This is a genomic window from uncultured Thomasclavelia sp. (genome assembly GCF_944324745.1).
GTDB lineage: Bacteria > Bacillota_I > Bacilli_A > Erysipelotrichales > Coprobacillaceae > Thomasclavelia.
Map to the genome: position 1 here is coordinate 14,912 of NZ_CALUXO010000050.1, position 17,827 is coordinate 32,738.

18 protein-coding genes are annotated in these 17,827 nt (G+C 30.4%); 14 read left to right on the forward strand and 4 right to left on the reverse strand.

The features are described from left to right. The first annotated feature begins 134 nt into the window (after positions 1-134). The 6 genes from Q0K54_RS06045 to Q0K54_RS06070 all read left to right on the forward strand — a co-directional run bounded on the left by Q0K54_RS06045 (position 135) and on the right by Q0K54_RS06070 (position 5,882). Positions 135-497: a GntR family transcriptional regulator gene (locus tag Q0K54_RS06045; RefSeq protein ID WP_294579100.1), complete on the forward strand. Its 363-nt coding sequence runs from the start codon at positions 135-137 to the stop codon at positions 495-497. Positions 498-499: 2 nt separating this feature from the next. Continuing rightward, complete coding sequence (locus Q0K54_RS06050) at positions 500-1,402, forward strand: ABC transporter ATP-binding protein (protein ID WP_294579103.1); 903 nt, start codon at positions 500-502, stop codon at positions 1,400-1,402. Continuing rightward, complete coding sequence (locus Q0K54_RS06055) at positions 1,377-3,236, forward strand: ABC transporter permease (RefSeq protein ID WP_294579108.1); 1,860 nt, start codon at positions 1,377-1,379, stop codon at positions 3,234-3,236. The genes Q0K54_RS06050 and Q0K54_RS06055 overlap by 26 nt, the downstream gene beginning before the upstream one ends. A 1-nt stretch (position 3,237) precedes the next feature. After that, a complete protein-coding gene (locus tag Q0K54_RS06060) occupies positions 3,238-4,809 on the forward strand; it encodes a hypothetical protein (protein ID WP_294579111.1) in 1,572 nt (523 codons plus the stop codon). A gap of 47 nt (positions 4,810-4,856) precedes the next feature. Beyond that, on the forward strand, positions 4,857-5,162 hold the full coding sequence (gene trxA, locus Q0K54_RS06065; RefSeq protein ID WP_294579114.1) for a thioredoxin: 306 nt from the start codon (positions 4,857-4,859) through the stop codon (positions 5,160-5,162). A 96-nt stretch (positions 5,163-5,258) separates the two neighbouring features. Next, positions 5,259-5,882: a hypothetical protein gene (locus Q0K54_RS06070; RefSeq protein ID WP_294579117.1), complete on the forward strand. Its 624-nt coding sequence runs from the start codon at positions 5,259-5,261 to the stop codon at positions 5,880-5,882. 58 nt (positions 5,883-5,940) lie between these two features. Here the strand turns inward: Q0K54_RS06070 and Q0K54_RS06075 are convergent, their stop codons facing one another. After that, entirely contained in the window at positions 5,941-6,276 is a 336-nt protein-coding gene (locus Q0K54_RS06075; protein ID WP_294579120.1) for a hypothetical protein, read from the reverse strand. A gap of 99 nt (positions 6,277-6,375) precedes the next feature. Here Q0K54_RS06075 and Q0K54_RS06080 point away from each other — a divergent pair, with 99 nt between their 5' ends. Then, positions 6,376-7,557 carry a PLP-dependent aminotransferase family protein gene (locus Q0K54_RS06080; protein ID WP_294579122.1) on the forward strand — a complete coding sequence of 394 codons (1,182 nt, stop codon included), beginning with the start codon at positions 6,376-6,378 and terminating at the stop codon, positions 7,555-7,557. Beyond that, positions 7,550-8,140 carry an HAD family phosphatase gene (locus Q0K54_RS06085; protein WP_294579125.1) on the forward strand — a complete coding sequence of 197 codons (591 nt, stop codon included), beginning with the start codon at positions 7,550-7,552 and terminating at the stop codon, positions 8,138-8,140. The genes Q0K54_RS06080 and Q0K54_RS06085 overlap by 8 nt, the downstream gene beginning before the upstream one ends. A gap of 442 nt (positions 8,141-8,582) precedes the next feature. Here the strand turns inward: Q0K54_RS06085 and Q0K54_RS06090 are convergent, their stop codons facing one another. Next, positions 8,583-9,278 (reverse strand): LrgB family protein, encoded by a 696-nt coding sequence (locus Q0K54_RS06090; protein WP_294579127.1) that lies wholly within the window; start codon positions 9,276-9,278, stop codon positions 8,583-8,585. Then, positions 9,271-9,624, reverse strand: coding sequence for a CidA/LrgA family protein (locus tag Q0K54_RS06095; RefSeq protein ID WP_294579130.1), 354 nt, complete (start codon positions 9,622-9,624; stop codon positions 9,271-9,273). The genes Q0K54_RS06090 and Q0K54_RS06095 overlap by 8 nt, the downstream gene beginning before the upstream one ends. Before the next feature lie 222 nt (positions 9,625-9,846). Here Q0K54_RS06095 and Q0K54_RS06100 point away from each other — a divergent pair, with 222 nt between their 5' ends. From Q0K54_RS06100 to Q0K54_RS06110, 3 genes are read left to right on the forward strand one after another with little or no spacing between them, the layout of a single operon-like run. Beyond that, complete coding sequence (locus Q0K54_RS06100) at positions 9,847-11,319, forward strand: L,D-transpeptidase family protein (RefSeq protein WP_294579132.1); 1,473 nt, start codon at positions 9,847-9,849, stop codon at positions 11,317-11,319. Between the two features lie 42 nt (positions 11,320-11,361). Then, complete coding sequence (locus Q0K54_RS06105; RefSeq protein WP_294579134.1) at positions 11,362-12,117, forward strand: HAD-IIB family hydrolase; 756 nt, start codon at positions 11,362-11,364, stop codon at positions 12,115-12,117. Beyond that, positions 12,117-13,892: a hypothetical protein gene (locus tag Q0K54_RS06110; protein WP_294579135.1), complete on the forward strand. Its 1,776-nt coding sequence runs from the start codon at positions 12,117-12,119 to the stop codon at positions 13,890-13,892. Before Q0K54_RS06105 ends, Q0K54_RS06110 begins: the two co-directional genes overlap by 1 nt. A gap of 37 nt (positions 13,893-13,929) precedes the next feature. Here the strand turns inward: Q0K54_RS06110 and Q0K54_RS06115 are convergent, their stop codons facing one another. Next, positions 13,930-14,106 (reverse strand): hypothetical protein, encoded by a 177-nt coding sequence (locus Q0K54_RS06115; RefSeq protein WP_294579137.1) that lies wholly within the window; start codon positions 14,104-14,106, stop codon positions 13,930-13,932. Between the two features lie 266 nt (positions 14,107-14,372). Here Q0K54_RS06115 and Q0K54_RS06120 point away from each other — a divergent pair, with 266 nt between their 5' ends. The 3 genes from Q0K54_RS06120 to rlmD form a co-directional block, all read left to right on the forward strand. After that, the gene (locus Q0K54_RS06120) at positions 14,373-15,851 is read left to right on the forward strand and encodes a DUF1846 domain-containing protein (protein ID WP_294579139.1); all 1,479 of its coding nucleotides are present in this window, start codon (positions 14,373-14,375) and stop codon (positions 15,849-15,851) included. A 96-nt stretch (positions 15,852-15,947) separates the two neighbouring features. Then, positions 15,948-16,697, forward strand: coding sequence for a helix-turn-helix domain-containing protein (locus tag Q0K54_RS06125; RefSeq protein WP_294579141.1), 750 nt, complete (start codon positions 15,948-15,950; stop codon positions 16,695-16,697). Positions 16,698-16,733: 36 nt separating this feature from the next. Then, the coding region (gene rlmD / locus Q0K54_RS06130) for a 23S rRNA (uracil(1939)-C(5))-methyltransferase RlmD (protein WP_294579143.1) at positions 16,734-17,827 on the forward strand (1,094 nt) is incomplete at its 3' end.

Genomic DNA, 17,827 nt, shown 5'->3' on the forward strand with positions numbered 1-17,827 from the left:
TTGAATTACTGAAAAATGCAAACTATTTAAGTTTTTTATTAAAATTTATTGAACAGCATCATACCGTTCTATCTGTTGTAATACAGTTTTAAATTTGCTATACTATAAATAAATAGACTTGAAAGGTGTTTTATATGCAGATAGATCACAATAATAATATCCCAATCTATGAACAAATTTATCGTCAGATCCTTGAATATATTACCAAAGGGTTATTGCGTCCAAATGATAAATTACCGTCAGTACGAGAATTATCATCATCAATTCATATTAACCCTAATACTGTAGTTAAAGCTTATCATCTTTTAGAAGAACAGGGGTTTATATATTCGATTCCCGGTAAAGGAAGTTTTGTTAATTCTAATAAGACGCTTCAAAATGAGCTGTTTAATCACCAGATTGAAGAATTGTCAAAAGAAATTGTCGCTAAAAGTAAATATTTAGGAATGACTTTTGAGCAATTATGTTTGCTTTTAGAACAAAAGTGGGAGGAATAATAATGTTAGTTGTTAAGGAACTATCTAAAAAAATTGATCATAAATTAATTCTAGACAATATTAATTTAAATATACCTAAGGGATCGATCTATGGAATTATTGGCGAAAATGGTGCTGGAAAGACAACATTGATTCGTCATCTAGTAGGTGCTTATCAAGGTGATATGGGATTTGTGGAAGTAGAAGGAATGCGAGTATATGATAATTCCGAAGCTAAAGCAAAACTGGTTTATTTGCCAGATGAATTTTGTGATTTGTTTGGACGAAATACTAATGATATAAAATTATTGTATCAGGGTATTTATCCGGCCTTTGATCAAGTTCGTTATGTAAAGCTGTTAAAGTTATTTAAATATTCTGGAAATGAAAATTTTAATAAATTGTCTAAGGGAATGAAAAAACAGATAATGTTTATTTTAGCTCTTTCAATTAAGCCGGAGTATTTAATCATGGATGAACCCTTTGATGGTTTAGATCCTCATATTCGTAAGGTGATTTGGGATATATTGATTAAAGATGTCAGTGAAAGAAAAATGACGATTTTTATTTCATCACACCATCTTAATGAACTAGACAGTATGTGTGATCACATTGCTTTAATCAGTAAAGGAAAGATTGTTTTTGAAGAAGCGTTAGATAAATTAAAAGAAGATTATCATAAATTACAGATTGTTTTAGAAAATAGCGATGAAATGTATGCTCTAGAACAAAAATTAAATATTTTAGCTCACCAGATGATGGGGCGGGTCCATACCTTGATCGTTGTCGGTAAGATTGATGAAATCAATCAGATTGTTGCTAAATTTCATCCGCTTGTTAATGAGATGTTATCACTAACATTAGAAGAAATCTTCTTATATACACTAGGAGGAAAATATGATGAGCTTAAGGAAGTCATGGGTTAATGTTCCTTTATTAAAGCTGATTGTCAAAAACAATCTTTTACCGGCTAAAATTTCTCTTAGTATTTTTGCAGGTATTTTTGCTTTAACTGTTTTAGTAGGTTCTAATAATGATATCGGAGTGGTCAATCTCTTTATTTTTGGTCTTAGTGCCATAGTTCTAACGATTATTTATCCTTGTTATCTTCAAAGCTATTTGATTGATAAAACTAAATCAGCATTGATGACTTCATTGCCCTTAACTACTAAAAGTATTTGGTTTACAACATATCTAGTTGGTTATTTATTAGCACTGGTTACTTTATTGATCGAAGGTTTTTTGCTCATTGTTCGAATAAAAATATTTAGATTACAAAATTTTAATCAGCCTTGGGTCTTGATGCGTTTTTTACTGGCAATCATTATTTTATTATTTATTTATTATACAATTACCTTTTTTGTTTGTTGCCTATCAGGACGTAGACTAGGACAAGTTTTATTTAGTTTAATGATTTATTGTTTGCCGTTAGTTTTATTGACCGGATTTGTTTATATTACTCCTAAATTAGTCCCTTATGGTGAAAGTGGTTTTAATTCTGTCTATTTAACGATGTTTATTCCACTTGCAGCGGGAATTGATTTTATTCAATCAGGTAATAATTATCTTTTTTATCATCTGATTGTTGTGATTGGGTTATTTGTAGCTAGTTTTTATGTTTATAAGAATCGGGAAAATGAATACGTTGGAGAGCCGTTAGTTTTTCATCAAATAACGCTTTTATTAAAGTTAGTTTTAATTATCACAATTACTATTTTTGCATTTTGCTTAATGATGTTAAAACTAAAGATTGATATTAATTATGGTTTTTCAGGTGTTTTATTGATGCTGTTGATTTATTTGATCATTGGGATGATTGCAACCCTTACAATTGAAGCATTATTTAAAAATGAACATGTTTATCGCAATCTTTGTTTATATTTACCAGTATTGACATTGGTTTTTGGATTTAATTATTATTTAGTTAATCAGCGTTATATTAACATTTATAGTAGTGATGATTATGATGTTTCTGTGGAAATAGATGCTTTTGATGATCAAAGTGGTTGTAGCATTTCTATGGAACAAGATGAAGCTAAAAAATTAATGGCTTACTTAGATAATTATCGTAGTTCAATTCATTATTATAATATCGGTAATGATGATATTGATTTGTGGTTTCAAACAGATGATATGAGTTATGAGTTATATGTTGAAAAAGATGTCTTGATTAATTATTTTTATCAAGATGGTTCTGATTATTTTAAACGGTTATTTAATTATGAGGCTTTGGCCAATCAAAAATATGCTTTAATCTATTTATGGGATACGACTTTATATTTAAATCATGATGATCTTGGACAATTGCTTGATATAATTGGTAATATTGAAGTTATTCCAGAAATGTTAGTTAATAAGCAGGTAGATGAGTTCTATACTAATGGAACTACTTATCTGGCATATTTAAATGATCAGGCATTAGAATTTATTAATAGTGATAAAGTGCAGCAACAAAGTCCGCTTGTCAATGAAGCGGTAGCATTATTAGATAATATTTTACTAGAAAATAATAGCAGTTATAACCAAAGAATTGCTGAGGTTTTAGAAAATACGGCTCGTGATCAATTAAGCATCTTTTATGTGGATAGTGAAGTGGATCATGATGGCTTGCTTAGTTTTGATGATGATCAGTTGCTTTATCAAATAACTTATCATGTAGTTACCCAAAATAATCAGGAATTGACAGTACCCCTAATTTTTATTGCTCAAAGTAATGCTGGTGGTAATTATGTTATTACGGCAATTGAGGCAGGTGGATAAGATGAAAAGTTTATTTAAAAATGATTTGCGACAACTAAAAAATATTGCGATTATTTATAATAGTTTTGTTTTATTAAACCTGATTATTATTGTTGTTTCGTATGAAAAAGAATTTCCAGCCGCTTTATTAACCTCAATTGTATTTATTTTTTCATTAGTAGTGCCAGCTTTTAACCTTAATTATTTATTTGATGCTAATAAATGTGCTTTGTATTTATCGATACCAATTAGTAAAAAACAGTCTTTTTTGATTAAGTATTTTAGTGGGTTATTGATTTTAGTATTGCCTTTATGTTTATATGGATTAGTGTTAGCGTTTTTTGATTCAAAACTTATTTCTAGTCTATTGATTACTGTATTATTAGACATATGGATTTATTATACGTTATGTTGTTTTACTGCTTATTTGACCACGACGATCATTGTTAATATGATCTTCCAGATTGTCTTGTTTTTGACCCCAATAATTATTTTTCTGTGTATTTTTCTGGTCTGTCAAGGGTTCTTTAGAGGTGTAGTTTTAACTGGCATGCCTGATTTTGTAATTAGTGGTTTGATTCCTTTTTATAAGATGTTTAGAGTTGAACAGGAATGGTTACCATCAATTAATATTATTATATATTGTGTTTATGGTCTTATTCTATTTATCGGAGCATATTTAGCTTGTATTAAGCGCAATCCGTTACAGAGTTATCATGGTTTTAGTAACCGGATAATTGGTCGAATAATTAAAATAGTAATAATTATAGTAATCTCGTGGTCAATAGTTGCTTTGATGGATTTTTCTGGGCAATCGGTAGGTGCTTTTATTGCTATATCAATATTTGCTACATTTATGACCGTTTATTTGATTCAATATTTATATGTTAAAAAAATCCGTTATCTTAAAAATACAATTGAAGCAACATTAATTTCGATAGTAACTTTACTTATTTTTGCTGTTGGTAAAGTATCGATTGAAAATTATATTCCTGATAATATTGAATCAGCAGCTTTGAATCATAATTTAATTTATAATCTAAATGAAAATCAGCTAAGTGATAGTGCTTATATTTCTAATCAACAGGTAATTACCAACATAACTGATATTCATCAATATATTTTAGATGATAAAGAGAGTTATGGTGATTATGAAGTTGGAATAATATATCAGTTAAATAATGGCAGAAAGATTACTCGTAGTTATAAATTAAATTATAACGACTATCAAACTGTGGTATCGAAGTTTGATAGTGAAATGATCAAGAGCTGGTACAGTGATTATTATGATTTATTAACTATTCTTGATAAAACAACGCAGATTGAATTTAGTGAATATTCTAGTGGAATTATTGATCATACAATTGATAGTTTGGAGGATATATTATTATTTAAAAATTTATTATTACAGCAGTTACAATCTTTTGAAAATACTCCTAGTTTAGTTACTGAGGTCCAGGAGAAAAGCTTAGGAACAGTTTATTGTGTTTTTGAATCCGAACAAAATTCAGTTAATCAATATTATTTACAGTATTCAGTTAATGATCCATTTGAGCGTGCAGTTGAGGAATTTTATAAAATTAAAGCAAATTAGTTGTAATTATTTAATAAATAGGGATAATGTAATTAGAGGTGATGAAAATGAAAATTTTAGATAGTAATGAATTTGATAATGCAATTAGTACTGGTGTTGTTTTAGTTGACTTTTATGCTGATTGGTGTGGACCATGTAAAATGTTAGCGCCGGTAATTGAAGGTCTAGCTGACAAGATGACTAACGTATCTTTTTATAAATTAAATGTGGATAATTCTAGTGATATTGCTAGAAGATATGGTATTCAAGCTATTCCTAATTTAATTATTTTTAAAGATGGTAAAGCCGTTGATCAAATTACTGGTTTCGTACCTGAAAGTGAAATTGTTAATCATTTAGAAAAAGTTTTATAGTTAAAGATGCTTGTAATCATCTACAAGCATTTTTATTTAGGCTGATTTTAAGAAAATTTTTTATTACTGTGATATAATATCTTTGAGGTGAGTGTTATGACTAAAAAAGTTAAACTATCTAAACGAGGTTTATCGGTAATTATTTTAGCGTTTCTAGCAGTGATTTTAATCATAGCAGCCATCTTTTATGTCACTAAAACGTCAAAACAGCCTGATAGTAGTGAAAATGTTGCTGTAAAAGAAACAGTCAGCAATCTTGTTGTTGAAAATCAAATTTTAAAAGTACAATTACTAGATTATGTCAACGATCGTAATTATCAAGAAGATTATCAGGAAGTTGCATTGGAAGTAGAAAAGGATGAAGAAGTACTAGGTTATCTAATGGAAGATGACCAGACTTTTATAAAAGTGATGCAGTTATTACCACCAGATGACAATTCACCATTGTTAAATCATAATAGTGAAAAACCAAGCCATGAGGCTTATATTCTAGTTTTAACTGGTGATATAGTAGAATATCAAAATCAAGCTGGTGAAAGTTTTTATCGAATTGTCAATGGTCAATTGAGTTATTATAAACAGTCTTTGTTGTTAGAAAGTGATTATGATAGTGTTTATATTGCTTCAATTGATGGAAGTAAAGAAAAGATGGTGCAGGTAGAGGAATATCAAAAAGCGTTATCATCACCAGAAACCTTTATGACCATGCTTCAATGGTAAATAAAAAAGTCTATCATTAAAAGTCATTAAATGTGACAGTGTGATAGGCTTTTTTTATTTAGCGTTTATTTAGTCCATCGACAAAGGCCAAATCGATGCCAAACATGATACCAGTATTGGGATTATTGATACCGCCAAGAGTTTCATCAATGACTTGACGAGCCTTAGCAACATCTTCTTTTTTTAAAATGAAAAATAAGGTACGACTGCTTTCTCGAGGATCTTCTAGAAATATGCGCAGAGAATCAAGAATGAAGTTGTCTTGACTTTTTAGGGCATTTAACATTCCTTTGCTTTCAATGATGGTACCGCCACTAATACCATTATCTTGTAAGGCGCAAAGTAAATCATCGAGTTTTTCAACTTTATGAAGGACTAAGAAAAGTGCTTGCATAAACTCCCTCCTTTTTAATTATTATAAACTAAATTCTTGTTATTTGCATTAAGAAATATTTGGTTTATAATAAACAATATATAAGAGGAGGAAGCTAAGATGAACTTTGAATTTTCAAATAGAATCAGTGGGGTTAAAGCATCTGCGGTCAGAGAAATCTTAAAATTAATGAATGATCCAGAAATCATTAGTTTTGGGGGTGGAAATCCTTCTAGTGAAACTTTTCCGGTAGCTAAATTAAAAGCAATCAGTGATGATATTTTTGCTACTAATCCTAATTCAGTCTTAGAGTATGGTATTACTGAAGGTGATCAAAGCTTTAAAGATGCTGCTGTTAAATTTCTTTCACGTCATGAAAATATCGTTAAAGAATATGATCAGGTGATGGTTACATCTGGTTCGCAACAAATTATGGATTTTGTTTCTAAATGTTTATGTAATGAAGGGGATATCGTTGTTTGTGAAAATCCTAGCTTTTTAGGGGCTTTAAATGCTTTTAAAAGTAATGGGGCTAAATTAGTGGGAATTGAAATGGAAGACGATGGTATTAATTTGGAAAAATTAGAAGCTGTTTTAAGTGCTCCTAAAAAACCAAAACTAATTTATTTAATTCCTAATTTTCAAAATCCAACTGGAATTACTACATCATTAGAAAAAAGAAAAGCTATTTATCAATTAGCTAAAAAATATCAAGTAACGATTTTAGAAGATAATCCATATGGTGATTTAAGATTTAAAAATGAACCAATTCCATCAATTAAATCACTTGATGATGAAGGTATTGTTGTTTATGCTGCTAGTTTTTCTAAGATTATTTCACCAGGTATGCGGGTGGCAATCATGATAGGACATCAAGATCTAATGGCTAAATGTACCATTGCAAAACAAACAAATGATGTTCATACCAATGCCTGGGCTCAAAGTGTCATGGCTCGTTTCTTACAGGAAACGGATATGGATGAGCATTTGAAACAATTACAGGCGGTTTATGATAAAAAATGTCATTTGATGTTATCAGAAATTGAAAAGAATTTTCCAAAAGATTGTACATGGACCAAACCTGATGGTGGAATGTTTATTTGGGTAACGTTACCTGAAAGAATTGATATGTTAGAATTTGTGCAAAAAGCAGTCGAACATAAAGTAGCTGTAGTACCTGGTAATGCTTTCTATGATGATGATAGTCTTCCTTGCCAATCATTTAGAATGAATTTTTCAATGCCTAGTGATGAAGATATTGTTAAAGGGGTAGCTATTTTAGGAGAATTAATGCGTGATTAAAAATATTGTTTTTGATATGGGTAATGTGATCTTACGGTGGGATCCGGATTATATTGCTAGTAAATTAAGTAATAATGATAATGAAAAAGATATTATCAAACTAGAACTGTTTGCCTCTGACAATTGGGCATTATTAGATGCTGGTAAAATTAGTCTTGATGAAGTGGTGGCCTCTTTTAAAAAAGAACATTTTGATTTATTGAAACATGCTTTATATCATTGGTATGATTATTTTGAACCAATCGAAGCGATGATTCCCGTAGTTAAAGATTTAAAAGAACGTGGTTATCATTTATATCTGTTATCTAATTGTAATATCCAATTTGATGAATATTATCAAAAAGTAACGGCTTTTAGTTATTTTGATGACTTTTATTTATCAGCTAAGCATCAATTAGTCAAACCTGATATAGCAATTTTTAAAGATTTTTTACAAGAATTTAATCTGCAGGCTCATGAATCAGTATTTATTGATGATATGTTAGAAAATGTCAATGGAGCTAAACAAACAGGAATGGAAGCTTATCTTTTTAATGGGGATATTGAAGCTTTAAAAAGATATTTAAAATCAGTTTTAAAATAAGAAGCTGCAGCAAAAAGAGGTTTATAACCTTTAATGAAGTGCTACAGCTTCTTTTTTTCACTTTTCTATCATCATTTTATGATATTTAATCCTATCAAAACCAGCATTATCTCTAATTTGACGCCTATATTCTTCTTTTTTCAAAAATGTAACTTTTAAATATCATGATTGGGAGTATTTTTGCTAGAAAATTGATATATTTTGCCAGATTTATCCATTCCACGATACTCTTAACTATTTTTGAAATATTGTTTTTTGGTATATCAATGTTATAAGAAACTGTAAAATCTACTGGTAATGTTGGTTGATATGAGTTATAATCTTTCTTGTATAATTTATTTGTTTTCATATTTCAATTATACCAAAAAATGTACGATTCCTCGTACATTTTTGCGTTTTTTGCTACTTTTTTATTTATAGATCGTTACAGCCCTTTTTGCCATTACAAGACTAAATTAATAATTATTGGGGCTAAAAAGACAGTTAAGATTCCGGCAATTACGATTGATAAACTGCTCATAGCAGCTTCAATTTCGCCGAATTCTATTGCTTTAGCAGTTCCAATAGCATGGGCACTGTTGCCTAAAGCTAGACCTCTGGCAACAGGGTGGTCGATGTGAAAGATCTTAAAAATATTTTTAGCGATTACAGCCCCTAAGATACCGGTTAAAATGACAACACCAACAGTAATCGTAGAATTACCACCGATTAGTTCCGATACTCCAATAGCGATTGCCGTAGTGATTGATTTAGGAATTAAGGAACATAGTAAAGTTTCACTGCTTTTTAAAAGTAAACAAAGAATAATAATACTAATTAGTCCCGCAAGGCAGCCACAAAATAAACTTATGATAATAGCCCAAAAGTGTTTGACCAAAACTTGGGTTTGTTTATATAGGGGAATTGCCAGACAGACTGTTGCCGGAGTTAACAGGTATGTTAGCATCTGGGCCCCTTGATTATAAGTTTCAAAATCAATATTGAATAAATATAAAACAATAATTGTCATGATGGCACTAATCAATAATGGATTAAATACTGGGTAAGGCAGACGTTTACGAATCTGGACAGCTACCCAATAAGTTAACAGACTTAAAACTAATCCAAAATAAACAGTTTCAGTTAAAAAATTACTCATCGGCTTGCTTCCTTTCGATAATATATTGGGCTACTTTTCCCGTTATTACCATGACAACGATCGTACTGACAATTAAAACAATGGCAATAATTAGTAAATCAGCTAATAATTCATCTTTAACATTCATTAAACTAACAGCTGAGGGGACAAACAAAACGGGCATGATCAAAATTAGCCAGTCAGCGACATCTTCTACAGCTGATAACCGAATTAAACCAGTATATAGACCTATGAGCATGATCAATAAGCCATAAACACTTGCTGGAATAGGTAATGGTAAAAAGCTTAATAATTCACCAATAAATGAAATTAAAATAATAATAAGAAATTGATGGATGTATTTCATAAAATCCTCCTCTTTTTAAATACTGGCCCATTATAGCATGATTTAATTTTAGAAGGTACTTTTTTATAGTAATTATAGCCAGAAAATCAAGAATAATAAAAGAGAAGTAAAATTATAAAGAAATTGTCATCTTTGATGAAAAATACCATACTTTTTAGTTGACAATTAGAGTGAAAATGCTAGAATTTAGTAGAAAAAATACTTATTATAGGAGAACTTTTTATGGATAGTGTTGCAAACAAAAATTCTAAGCAATCTAAAAGAAGTAAAAATAAAAGCAATAATAAAAAATTCCGTAAAGAATTTATTATTATTGGAGCTGTTTTACTAGTTGTGGTTGCAATATATTTGATTGGTAGTCTCTATTTTAATCAAAAGTTTTTAAATAATACTTTCATTAACGGAGTTGACGTTAGTGCTATGACTATTGATGAGGCTAATAGCGAATTGGCTGATCTGGTTGATGACTATACGTTAGAACTTAAATTTAATGATGGGAATACGGAATCGATTTTAGGTACGGAATGTGGCGTTGCTTACAATGAGGACAATAACGTCGCCAACATTTTAAAGAAACAAAGTCCTTTTGCCTGGGTCAATGCTTTATTTGGAAAATCGAATAACACGGTTGAAAATCTGGCAAAAGTTGATGAAACAGTTCTAAGAGAGAAGTTAGGTTCTTTGGCACATCTTCAAGCTGATGCTCAAGTTGCTCCAGTCGATGCCCGGGTGGAATACGCTAATAATCAGTTTAATATCGTTGATGAAGTATATGGTTCTACAATCAATGTTGATAAGTTAGTAAGTGAAATTGTTGCAGCGTTTAGTGAAGGCAATGCTACTTTAGATTTAACTGAAAAAGGATGTTATGTGGAACCTGGTGTTAAAGCAGCTGATGCTTCAATTCAACAACTTTATGAAACGGCACAAAATTATGCTTCAGCTTCAATTACATATAATACTAAATCTGGTGATGTTGTTTTAGATGGAAGTACTTTAATTACTTGGCTATCAATTGATGAAAATGGTAATTATTATCGTGATGACAATGTTTTTAAAGAAAAAGCAACAGAATTTGTCAGCAGTTTAGCTAAAAAAATCAATGATGTTGGTGGTAAACGAACATTTACTGGCGCTAATGGTCGAACAATTACAGTTAGTGGTGGTAGTTATGGAGTACGGTTACAAAACAGTAAAGAAGTTAGTGGTTTATTAGAGGATATCTATGCTAATAAAGTAACTACTAGAACACCGATAACTTCTGGTGGTGATCCAAGTGGTGTTAATGGTGGCTTAGGTGATACTTTTGTTGAAGTTGATTTATCTAGTCAGCATATGTGGTATCATAAAAATGGAACGATTTTATTAGAGTCAGACATTGTTTCTGGAACTTACAATGATCCAAGTCGTCGGACTCCAGCAGGTGTTTATTCTTTATATAGTAAAGAAAGAAATCGAACATTAAGAGGAGCTAAAAAGGCTGATGGTACTTATGAATATGAAACACCAGTATCTTATTGGATGCCATTTAATGGTGGGATTGGTTTACACGATTCATCAAGCTGGCGTTCAAAATGGGGTGGCGATATTTATTTAAATAATGGATCTCATGGCTGTATAAATTTACCTACTGGTGTTGCAGGGCAATTATATCAAAATATCGAAGTTGGTTGTCCGGTTGTATGTTATTATTAAAAACAGTCAATTTTGACTGTTTTTATTTTTTGGGAGGAATTTATGAAAATATTAGCAAGTGATTTTGATAATACATTATATTTTTATGATGGACAGCGTGATTATTATCATCAAGCAGATATTCAGGCAATTAAAAAATTTCAACAGGCTGGTAATCTATTTGGTTTATGTACTGGAAGAAATTATAAAGGAGTTACTAATTATAATTATCATCATATTAGATATGATTTTTTTATTCTTTGCTCTGGGGCTAAAATTCTTGATCAAAATGGTGAAGTTATCTTTCAAAAATTTATTCCGGCTAAATTAGTTAAAGAAATTATAAAAGATTATTCTAATGTCGATACTAGCGTAGTGGATAAGGGAGAAATGTATTTTTTAAATCATCATGATCCAGTGAATAAAAATCATCGTTTAATTACTAGTCTTGATGAGGTGAGTGATAATTTAGAAGCTTTTTCATTGCATTTAGATAATGAAGAAATGGCTTATCAGGAATCTTTAAAAATTAAAGAAAAATATGGTGATGTAATTGCTGTATACCAAAATGAACGGCATTTAGATTTTGCACCGCTTGGATGTTCAAAAGGGGCAGGAATTTTAAAGATTATCGAATATTTTAAAGTAGATAATCAAGATATGGCAGTCATTGGTGATTCATATAATGATTTACCAATGTTTGCTGTTGTTGATCAGGCGTTTACTTTTAATCGTTCGCCTGAAAAAGTTAAGCAGGCGGCTAAATATTTAGTCGATGGGATTGATGAATGTATTGAAAAATTATTGGAGCAAGAATAATGAAATATGATTATTTTAATGAACAGGTAACGATCATTCAAAACCAGATTAAGCAATTAGAAACGAAGTCTTTTAAAATTTCAATGTTGCGTCTAGTTTTTGGAATTGCCATTATTATATTTATATTAATTAGTTACTTTAGACAAGTGATGATCTTTTTCTATTTGTCTTTATTATTACTTATAGGATTTATCATTTTAGTGGTTTATTATAATCGTTTGATGAAGTTACTTAATTATCATCAAGCTCGATTAGTGGTATTACAACGTTATTTAGCTCGATTTAATCAAGACTGGAACCAGTTTGCAGAAACGGGAAAAGATTTGTTTTTGGTCAATGATGGAATAGTAAAAGATTTGGATTTAGCAGGAAATAATTCTTTATTTCAATATCTTAATACTGCCTTGACAACTTTTGGAAAAAAACGCTTGGCTGCTAAACTGACACGTCGTGATTTAAATTATCAATTGTTGTTTGATGAACAAGCAGCAGTTAAGGAATTAAGTGATAAGTTGGATTTTGTTTTGGAAGTAGAAACAGTGGCTAATACCGTTTTAGAATATCAGCGAAGCGAACGGGCAATCAATGATTTTATTAGACTTACAACAGACTATCAAAATAAAAATCATCAAGTATGGTTAGGATATTTGTTTCCAATTATTGCTATTATCGCCTTGTTGAGTTTTTGTTTTAATTTAGAAACTAGATTTTCTTTATTAATATTTGGTGTTTTATTTTTAGGACAGTTAATTGGTTCACTTGTTAATTTAATGCGACATCAAGCAATTTTTGATTGTGTGAGTAAGTTGTCTTCTTCTTTGTCATATTATTTACAAGTTTGTCATTTAGTAGTAGAAACTGATTTTAAAGCTAATCATCTTTTAAAAATCAAAAAAATGTTGTCAGAAGCTTACCAGCAGTTAAAACAATTAGAAATAATTAGTAATATGATCAAACAACGTAGTAATCTTTTGGCATTTTTATTACTTAATGGTTTATTGTCATGGGATTATCATTGTTGTTGTCGCTTAGATAATTGGCTACAGACAAATGTCAATATGTCTAAATGGCTAAATCAAATAGGTGAGCTGGAATCTTTAATAAGTTTACAGACTTTATATCAAGTTAAAGATGATGTTACTATGCCTACACTATTAGATGAATCGAAACCAATATTAAGTTTTAGAGAATTAAAACATCCGTTATTATTAGAAAAAACAGCGGTAGCTAATAGTTTTACCATGGAATCTCAGGTAGCTATCATCACTGGTTCTAATATGTCTGGTAAAACGACTTTTTTAAGAACGGTAGGAATCAATCTGGTTTTATCTTATGCAGGTGGACCGGTCATAGCAAAGGATTTTAGTTGTTCTTTAATGGAAATCTTTACTTCGATGCGTATTGAAGATGATATTCAGGGAATTTCTACTTTTTATGGTGAATTACTTAGAATCAAGGAAATGGTTAAAGCTAACCAGAGTCAGCGAATAATAATTGCTTTAATTGATGAAATTTTTAAAGGGACTAATTCAGCTGATCGTATTATTGGCGCTTTAGAGACCGTCAAACGTTTATCATCAAGTAATATCTTCACTTTGATTACGACTCATGATTTTGAATTGTGTGATTTAGAAAATGAAGTGTCTTGTAAAAACTATCATTTTGAAGAATATTACCAAGATAATCAGATTAAATTTGATTATCTAATTAAACCCGGACGGAGTCAAACGACCAATGCACAGTTTTTATTAAAAATGGTTGGGATTATTGAATAGATCTTTTATTAAAAAACGAGCTGCACAGAGCTCGTTTTTAATAGCGAATAATAAAATAAATAACATAAATCCAACTTAATAGTCCATGAAAAATAGCCCAGCCAATTGATTGCCAGGTCGTATAGCTAATGACCATAGCTAAGGCACTACCAAAGGTAATACCAGATTTTATCGTTTTATGAACAACTGTCGTTTTCTTTTCGTTTTGTTTCATTTATCTCACCAAAAGTATTATAGCATAATTAGTAGCTAAGAGATGTTTTTTTGAATTAATATTGATTAATAGTTGATTTTTTTAGTTTTATGATTTAATTTATAAGCGATAGTAAGCTAAATTGTTTTAAAATGAGTCAATAGTATTTTAATTTAGTTAAAATAACTACAATATTTGTGGAAAATATGCTATTATACTGAATTTGAATGGAGATAAAAAATTTGTAAATTAAAGGATATTAATAATAGTAGCAGTGGGAGGAGTTTATGAAAATAGGATTTGATAATAACAAGTATTTACAAATGCAATCAGCTCATATTAAAGAGCGAATTAATCAATTTGGTGACAAGTTGTATTTAGAGTTTGGTGGAAAGTTGTTTGATGACTATCATGCCTCTAGAGTATTACCAGGGTTTGCCCCTGATAGTAAATTACAGATGTTATTGCAATTAAAAGATCAGGCAGAAGTAGTTATTGCAATTTCAGCTGGTGATATTGAACGAAATAAAGTTCGTGGTGATTTAGGAATCACCTATGACAACGATGTTTTACGTTTGATTGAAGTTTATCGCGATAAAGGATTATATGTAGGTAGTGTCGTTATTACTCAATACGATGGTCAAAAGGCAGCGGATGTTTTTAAAGCTAGATTAGAAAATCGTAATATTAATGTTTATTTGCATTATCTAATCGATGGCTATCCAACAAATACTAAAAGAATTATTAGTGAAGATGGATTTGGTAAAAATGATTACATTAAAACAACTAAGCCATTGGTAGTTGTAACCGCACCAGGGCCTGGTAGTGGAAAAATGGCGACATGTTTATCGCAATTATACCATGAACATATTCGGGGAATAAAAGCTGGATATGCTAAGTTTGAAACATTCCCGATTTGGAATTTATCTTTAAATCATCCAGTTAATTTAGCTTATGAAGCGGCAACAGCTGATTTAAATGATGTCAACATGATCGACCCTTATCATTTAGAAGCTTATAATAAAGTAACCGTTAATTATAATCGGGATATTGAAATTTTTCCAGTTTTAAAAAATATGTTTGAAGAAATTTATGGAACTAGTCCTTATAATTCACCAACTGATATGGGCGTTAATATGGCCGGTTTTTGTATCAGTGATGATGAGGTTTGTCGTGAAGCTAGCCGTCAGGAAATCATTCGTCGTTTTTACAATACAATGAATCGCTATGTTAATGAAGAATGTACTATTGATGAAGTAAATAAACAAGAGTTGGTAATGAATCAGGCTAAAGTAGTTGTTGAAGATCGTAAATGTGTAGCAGCTGCTAATCAAAAAGCACAAGAAGCTGGTTGCTTTGCTGGAGCAATTGAACTTGAAGATGGAACGATCATCACTGGTAGAACGACTGATTTTATGGGATCGTGTTCAGCTATTTTGATTAATGCTTTAAAACATTTAGCTAAAATCAATGATGATGAAATTTTAATTTCACCAACAGCGTTTGGTCCGATTCAAAATTTAAAAACTAAATACCTAGGTAGTGTCAATCCTCGTTTACATAGTGATGAAGTTTTAATTGCTTTATCATTAAGTGCTGTTGAAAATGAAAAGGCGCGTTTAGCTTTAGAACAACTACCAAAACTAAATGGCGCTCAAGCCCATATTACATCATCTATTGGACCGATGGATGCCAAAGTATTTAGTAATCTGGGAATTGAAATTACTTATAATGCTAAAAAGAAGTATGATGAAGAAAAAAATTAAGGCGCAACTGGTAGTTGCCTAAAATGAAAACCAAAGTTTATTGGGCAACCAGGTCTTTTTAGTTAATAATATTGGTGACTTAGAAAGGAGCAGATAATGAATATAGAAATTGCTAATCGATTAGTGAAGTTACGAAAAGAAAATAATCTTTCCCAAGAAGCTTTGGCTAATAAGTTAGGTATTAGTCGTCAGGCGGTTAGTAAATGGGAGCGAGCTGAAGCTTCTCCAGATACTGATAATTTAATTATGCTGGCAAAGATTTATAACGTATCTTTAGATGAATTATTACAAACTAATCAAGAAGAATTTGAAAGTAGTAAAAACACTACTGAAACCGATAACCCTCAAAAAGAAGAATCAGTTCATGTCAGTTTACGTCATGGAATTCATGTAATTGATAAAGATGGTAGCGAAGTTCATGTTGGATGGGATGGAATTTATGTTAATAATGCTAAAAACAATGATAAAGATAAACAGCATTATCATGAAAAGGACTGGACCCAGTATTATGCTAACTATAATCGTTTTCCAACAGCTTTAATAGTAATCGTTATTTATATTATTGCCTCAGCAATAACATCATTGTGGCATCCATTATGGATCATGTTATTAGTAATTCCGTTAATTGATGGAGCTTATGGGGCTATCAAATATCGGGATCTAAATCGATTTCCATATCCAATTCTAACAGCATTATACTTTTTATATGAGGGCTTTTTTGAAAACATTTGGTCACCAACCTGGATCATCTTTCTGACGATTCCTGTTTATTATGGAATAGTTAATTATTTTAAAGTAAAGAAAAAAAGACAACAAGAAAGTAAAGAAAAAAAGACAACAAGATGATGCTTAGCATCATCTTTAATTTTAAAAGGTGAATATATGAAGTGTAAGATTGAAAAGAAATGCGGTAGTTGTAAATATATCAATACCGAGTATTCAAAACAATTAGAAATAAAAAAGCAATTTTGTCAAAAATTATTGAAAGATAATCATTTAACTAAATATCAAGTGTCAGATGTAATTAAGATGGAATCTCCCTATAGCTATCGCAATAAGATAATTGTTGCTTTTAATAAAAATTATCAATTTGGCTTTTATCAAGAAGATAGTCATAAAATCGTTCCTTATGATCGCTGTTTATTACATGAAGAAATTAGTGATCAAATTATCAAGAAAATCCAAACTTTATTAAAAAGATATCGAGTAAGTATTTATGATGAAAAAACTAGAAGAGGCCTATTGCGACATGTTTTAATTAGAAGAGCAGTTGTTACTGATCAAACGATGGTCGTGTTAGTCTGCAATGAAAATATTTTTAAAGGATCAAAGAATTTTTGTAATGAATTAGTTAAGAGCTTTCCTAGTATAAAAACAGTTGTTTTAAATGTTAATAAGAGAAAAACTAGTATTGTCTTAGGTGATGAAGAAAAGATATTATATGGAAAAGGTTTTATTGTTGATGAATTATGTGATTTGAAATTCAAGATCTCACCCAAATCATTTTATCAAATTAATCATGATCAATGTGTTAAATTATATCAACAGGCCTTGTCTGGATTAAAGCTGACTGGTAAGGAAACAATTATTGATACTTATTGTGGAATCGGAACGATTGGAATGATTGCTGCCAGTAAGGTTAAGCAGGTAATTGGGGTAGAGCTAAATAAAGATGCCATCAAAGATGCTATAAACAATGCTAAAGCTAATAAAATAAATAATATTAAATTTGTCAATGATGATGCTACTAATTTTATGATCAATTTAGCTAAAGAAAAATTTCCAATTGATGCCGTAATTATGGATCCCCCTAGAAGTGGCAGTACTAAAGAATTTATTGATGCTATTAAGGTTTTAAAACCTAAACAGGTAGTTTATATCTCATGCGATCCATCGACTCAAGTTAGAGATCTTAAATATTTTGAAAAGATTGGTTATTATGGCAATACGATGATACCAGTTGATATGTTCCCGCA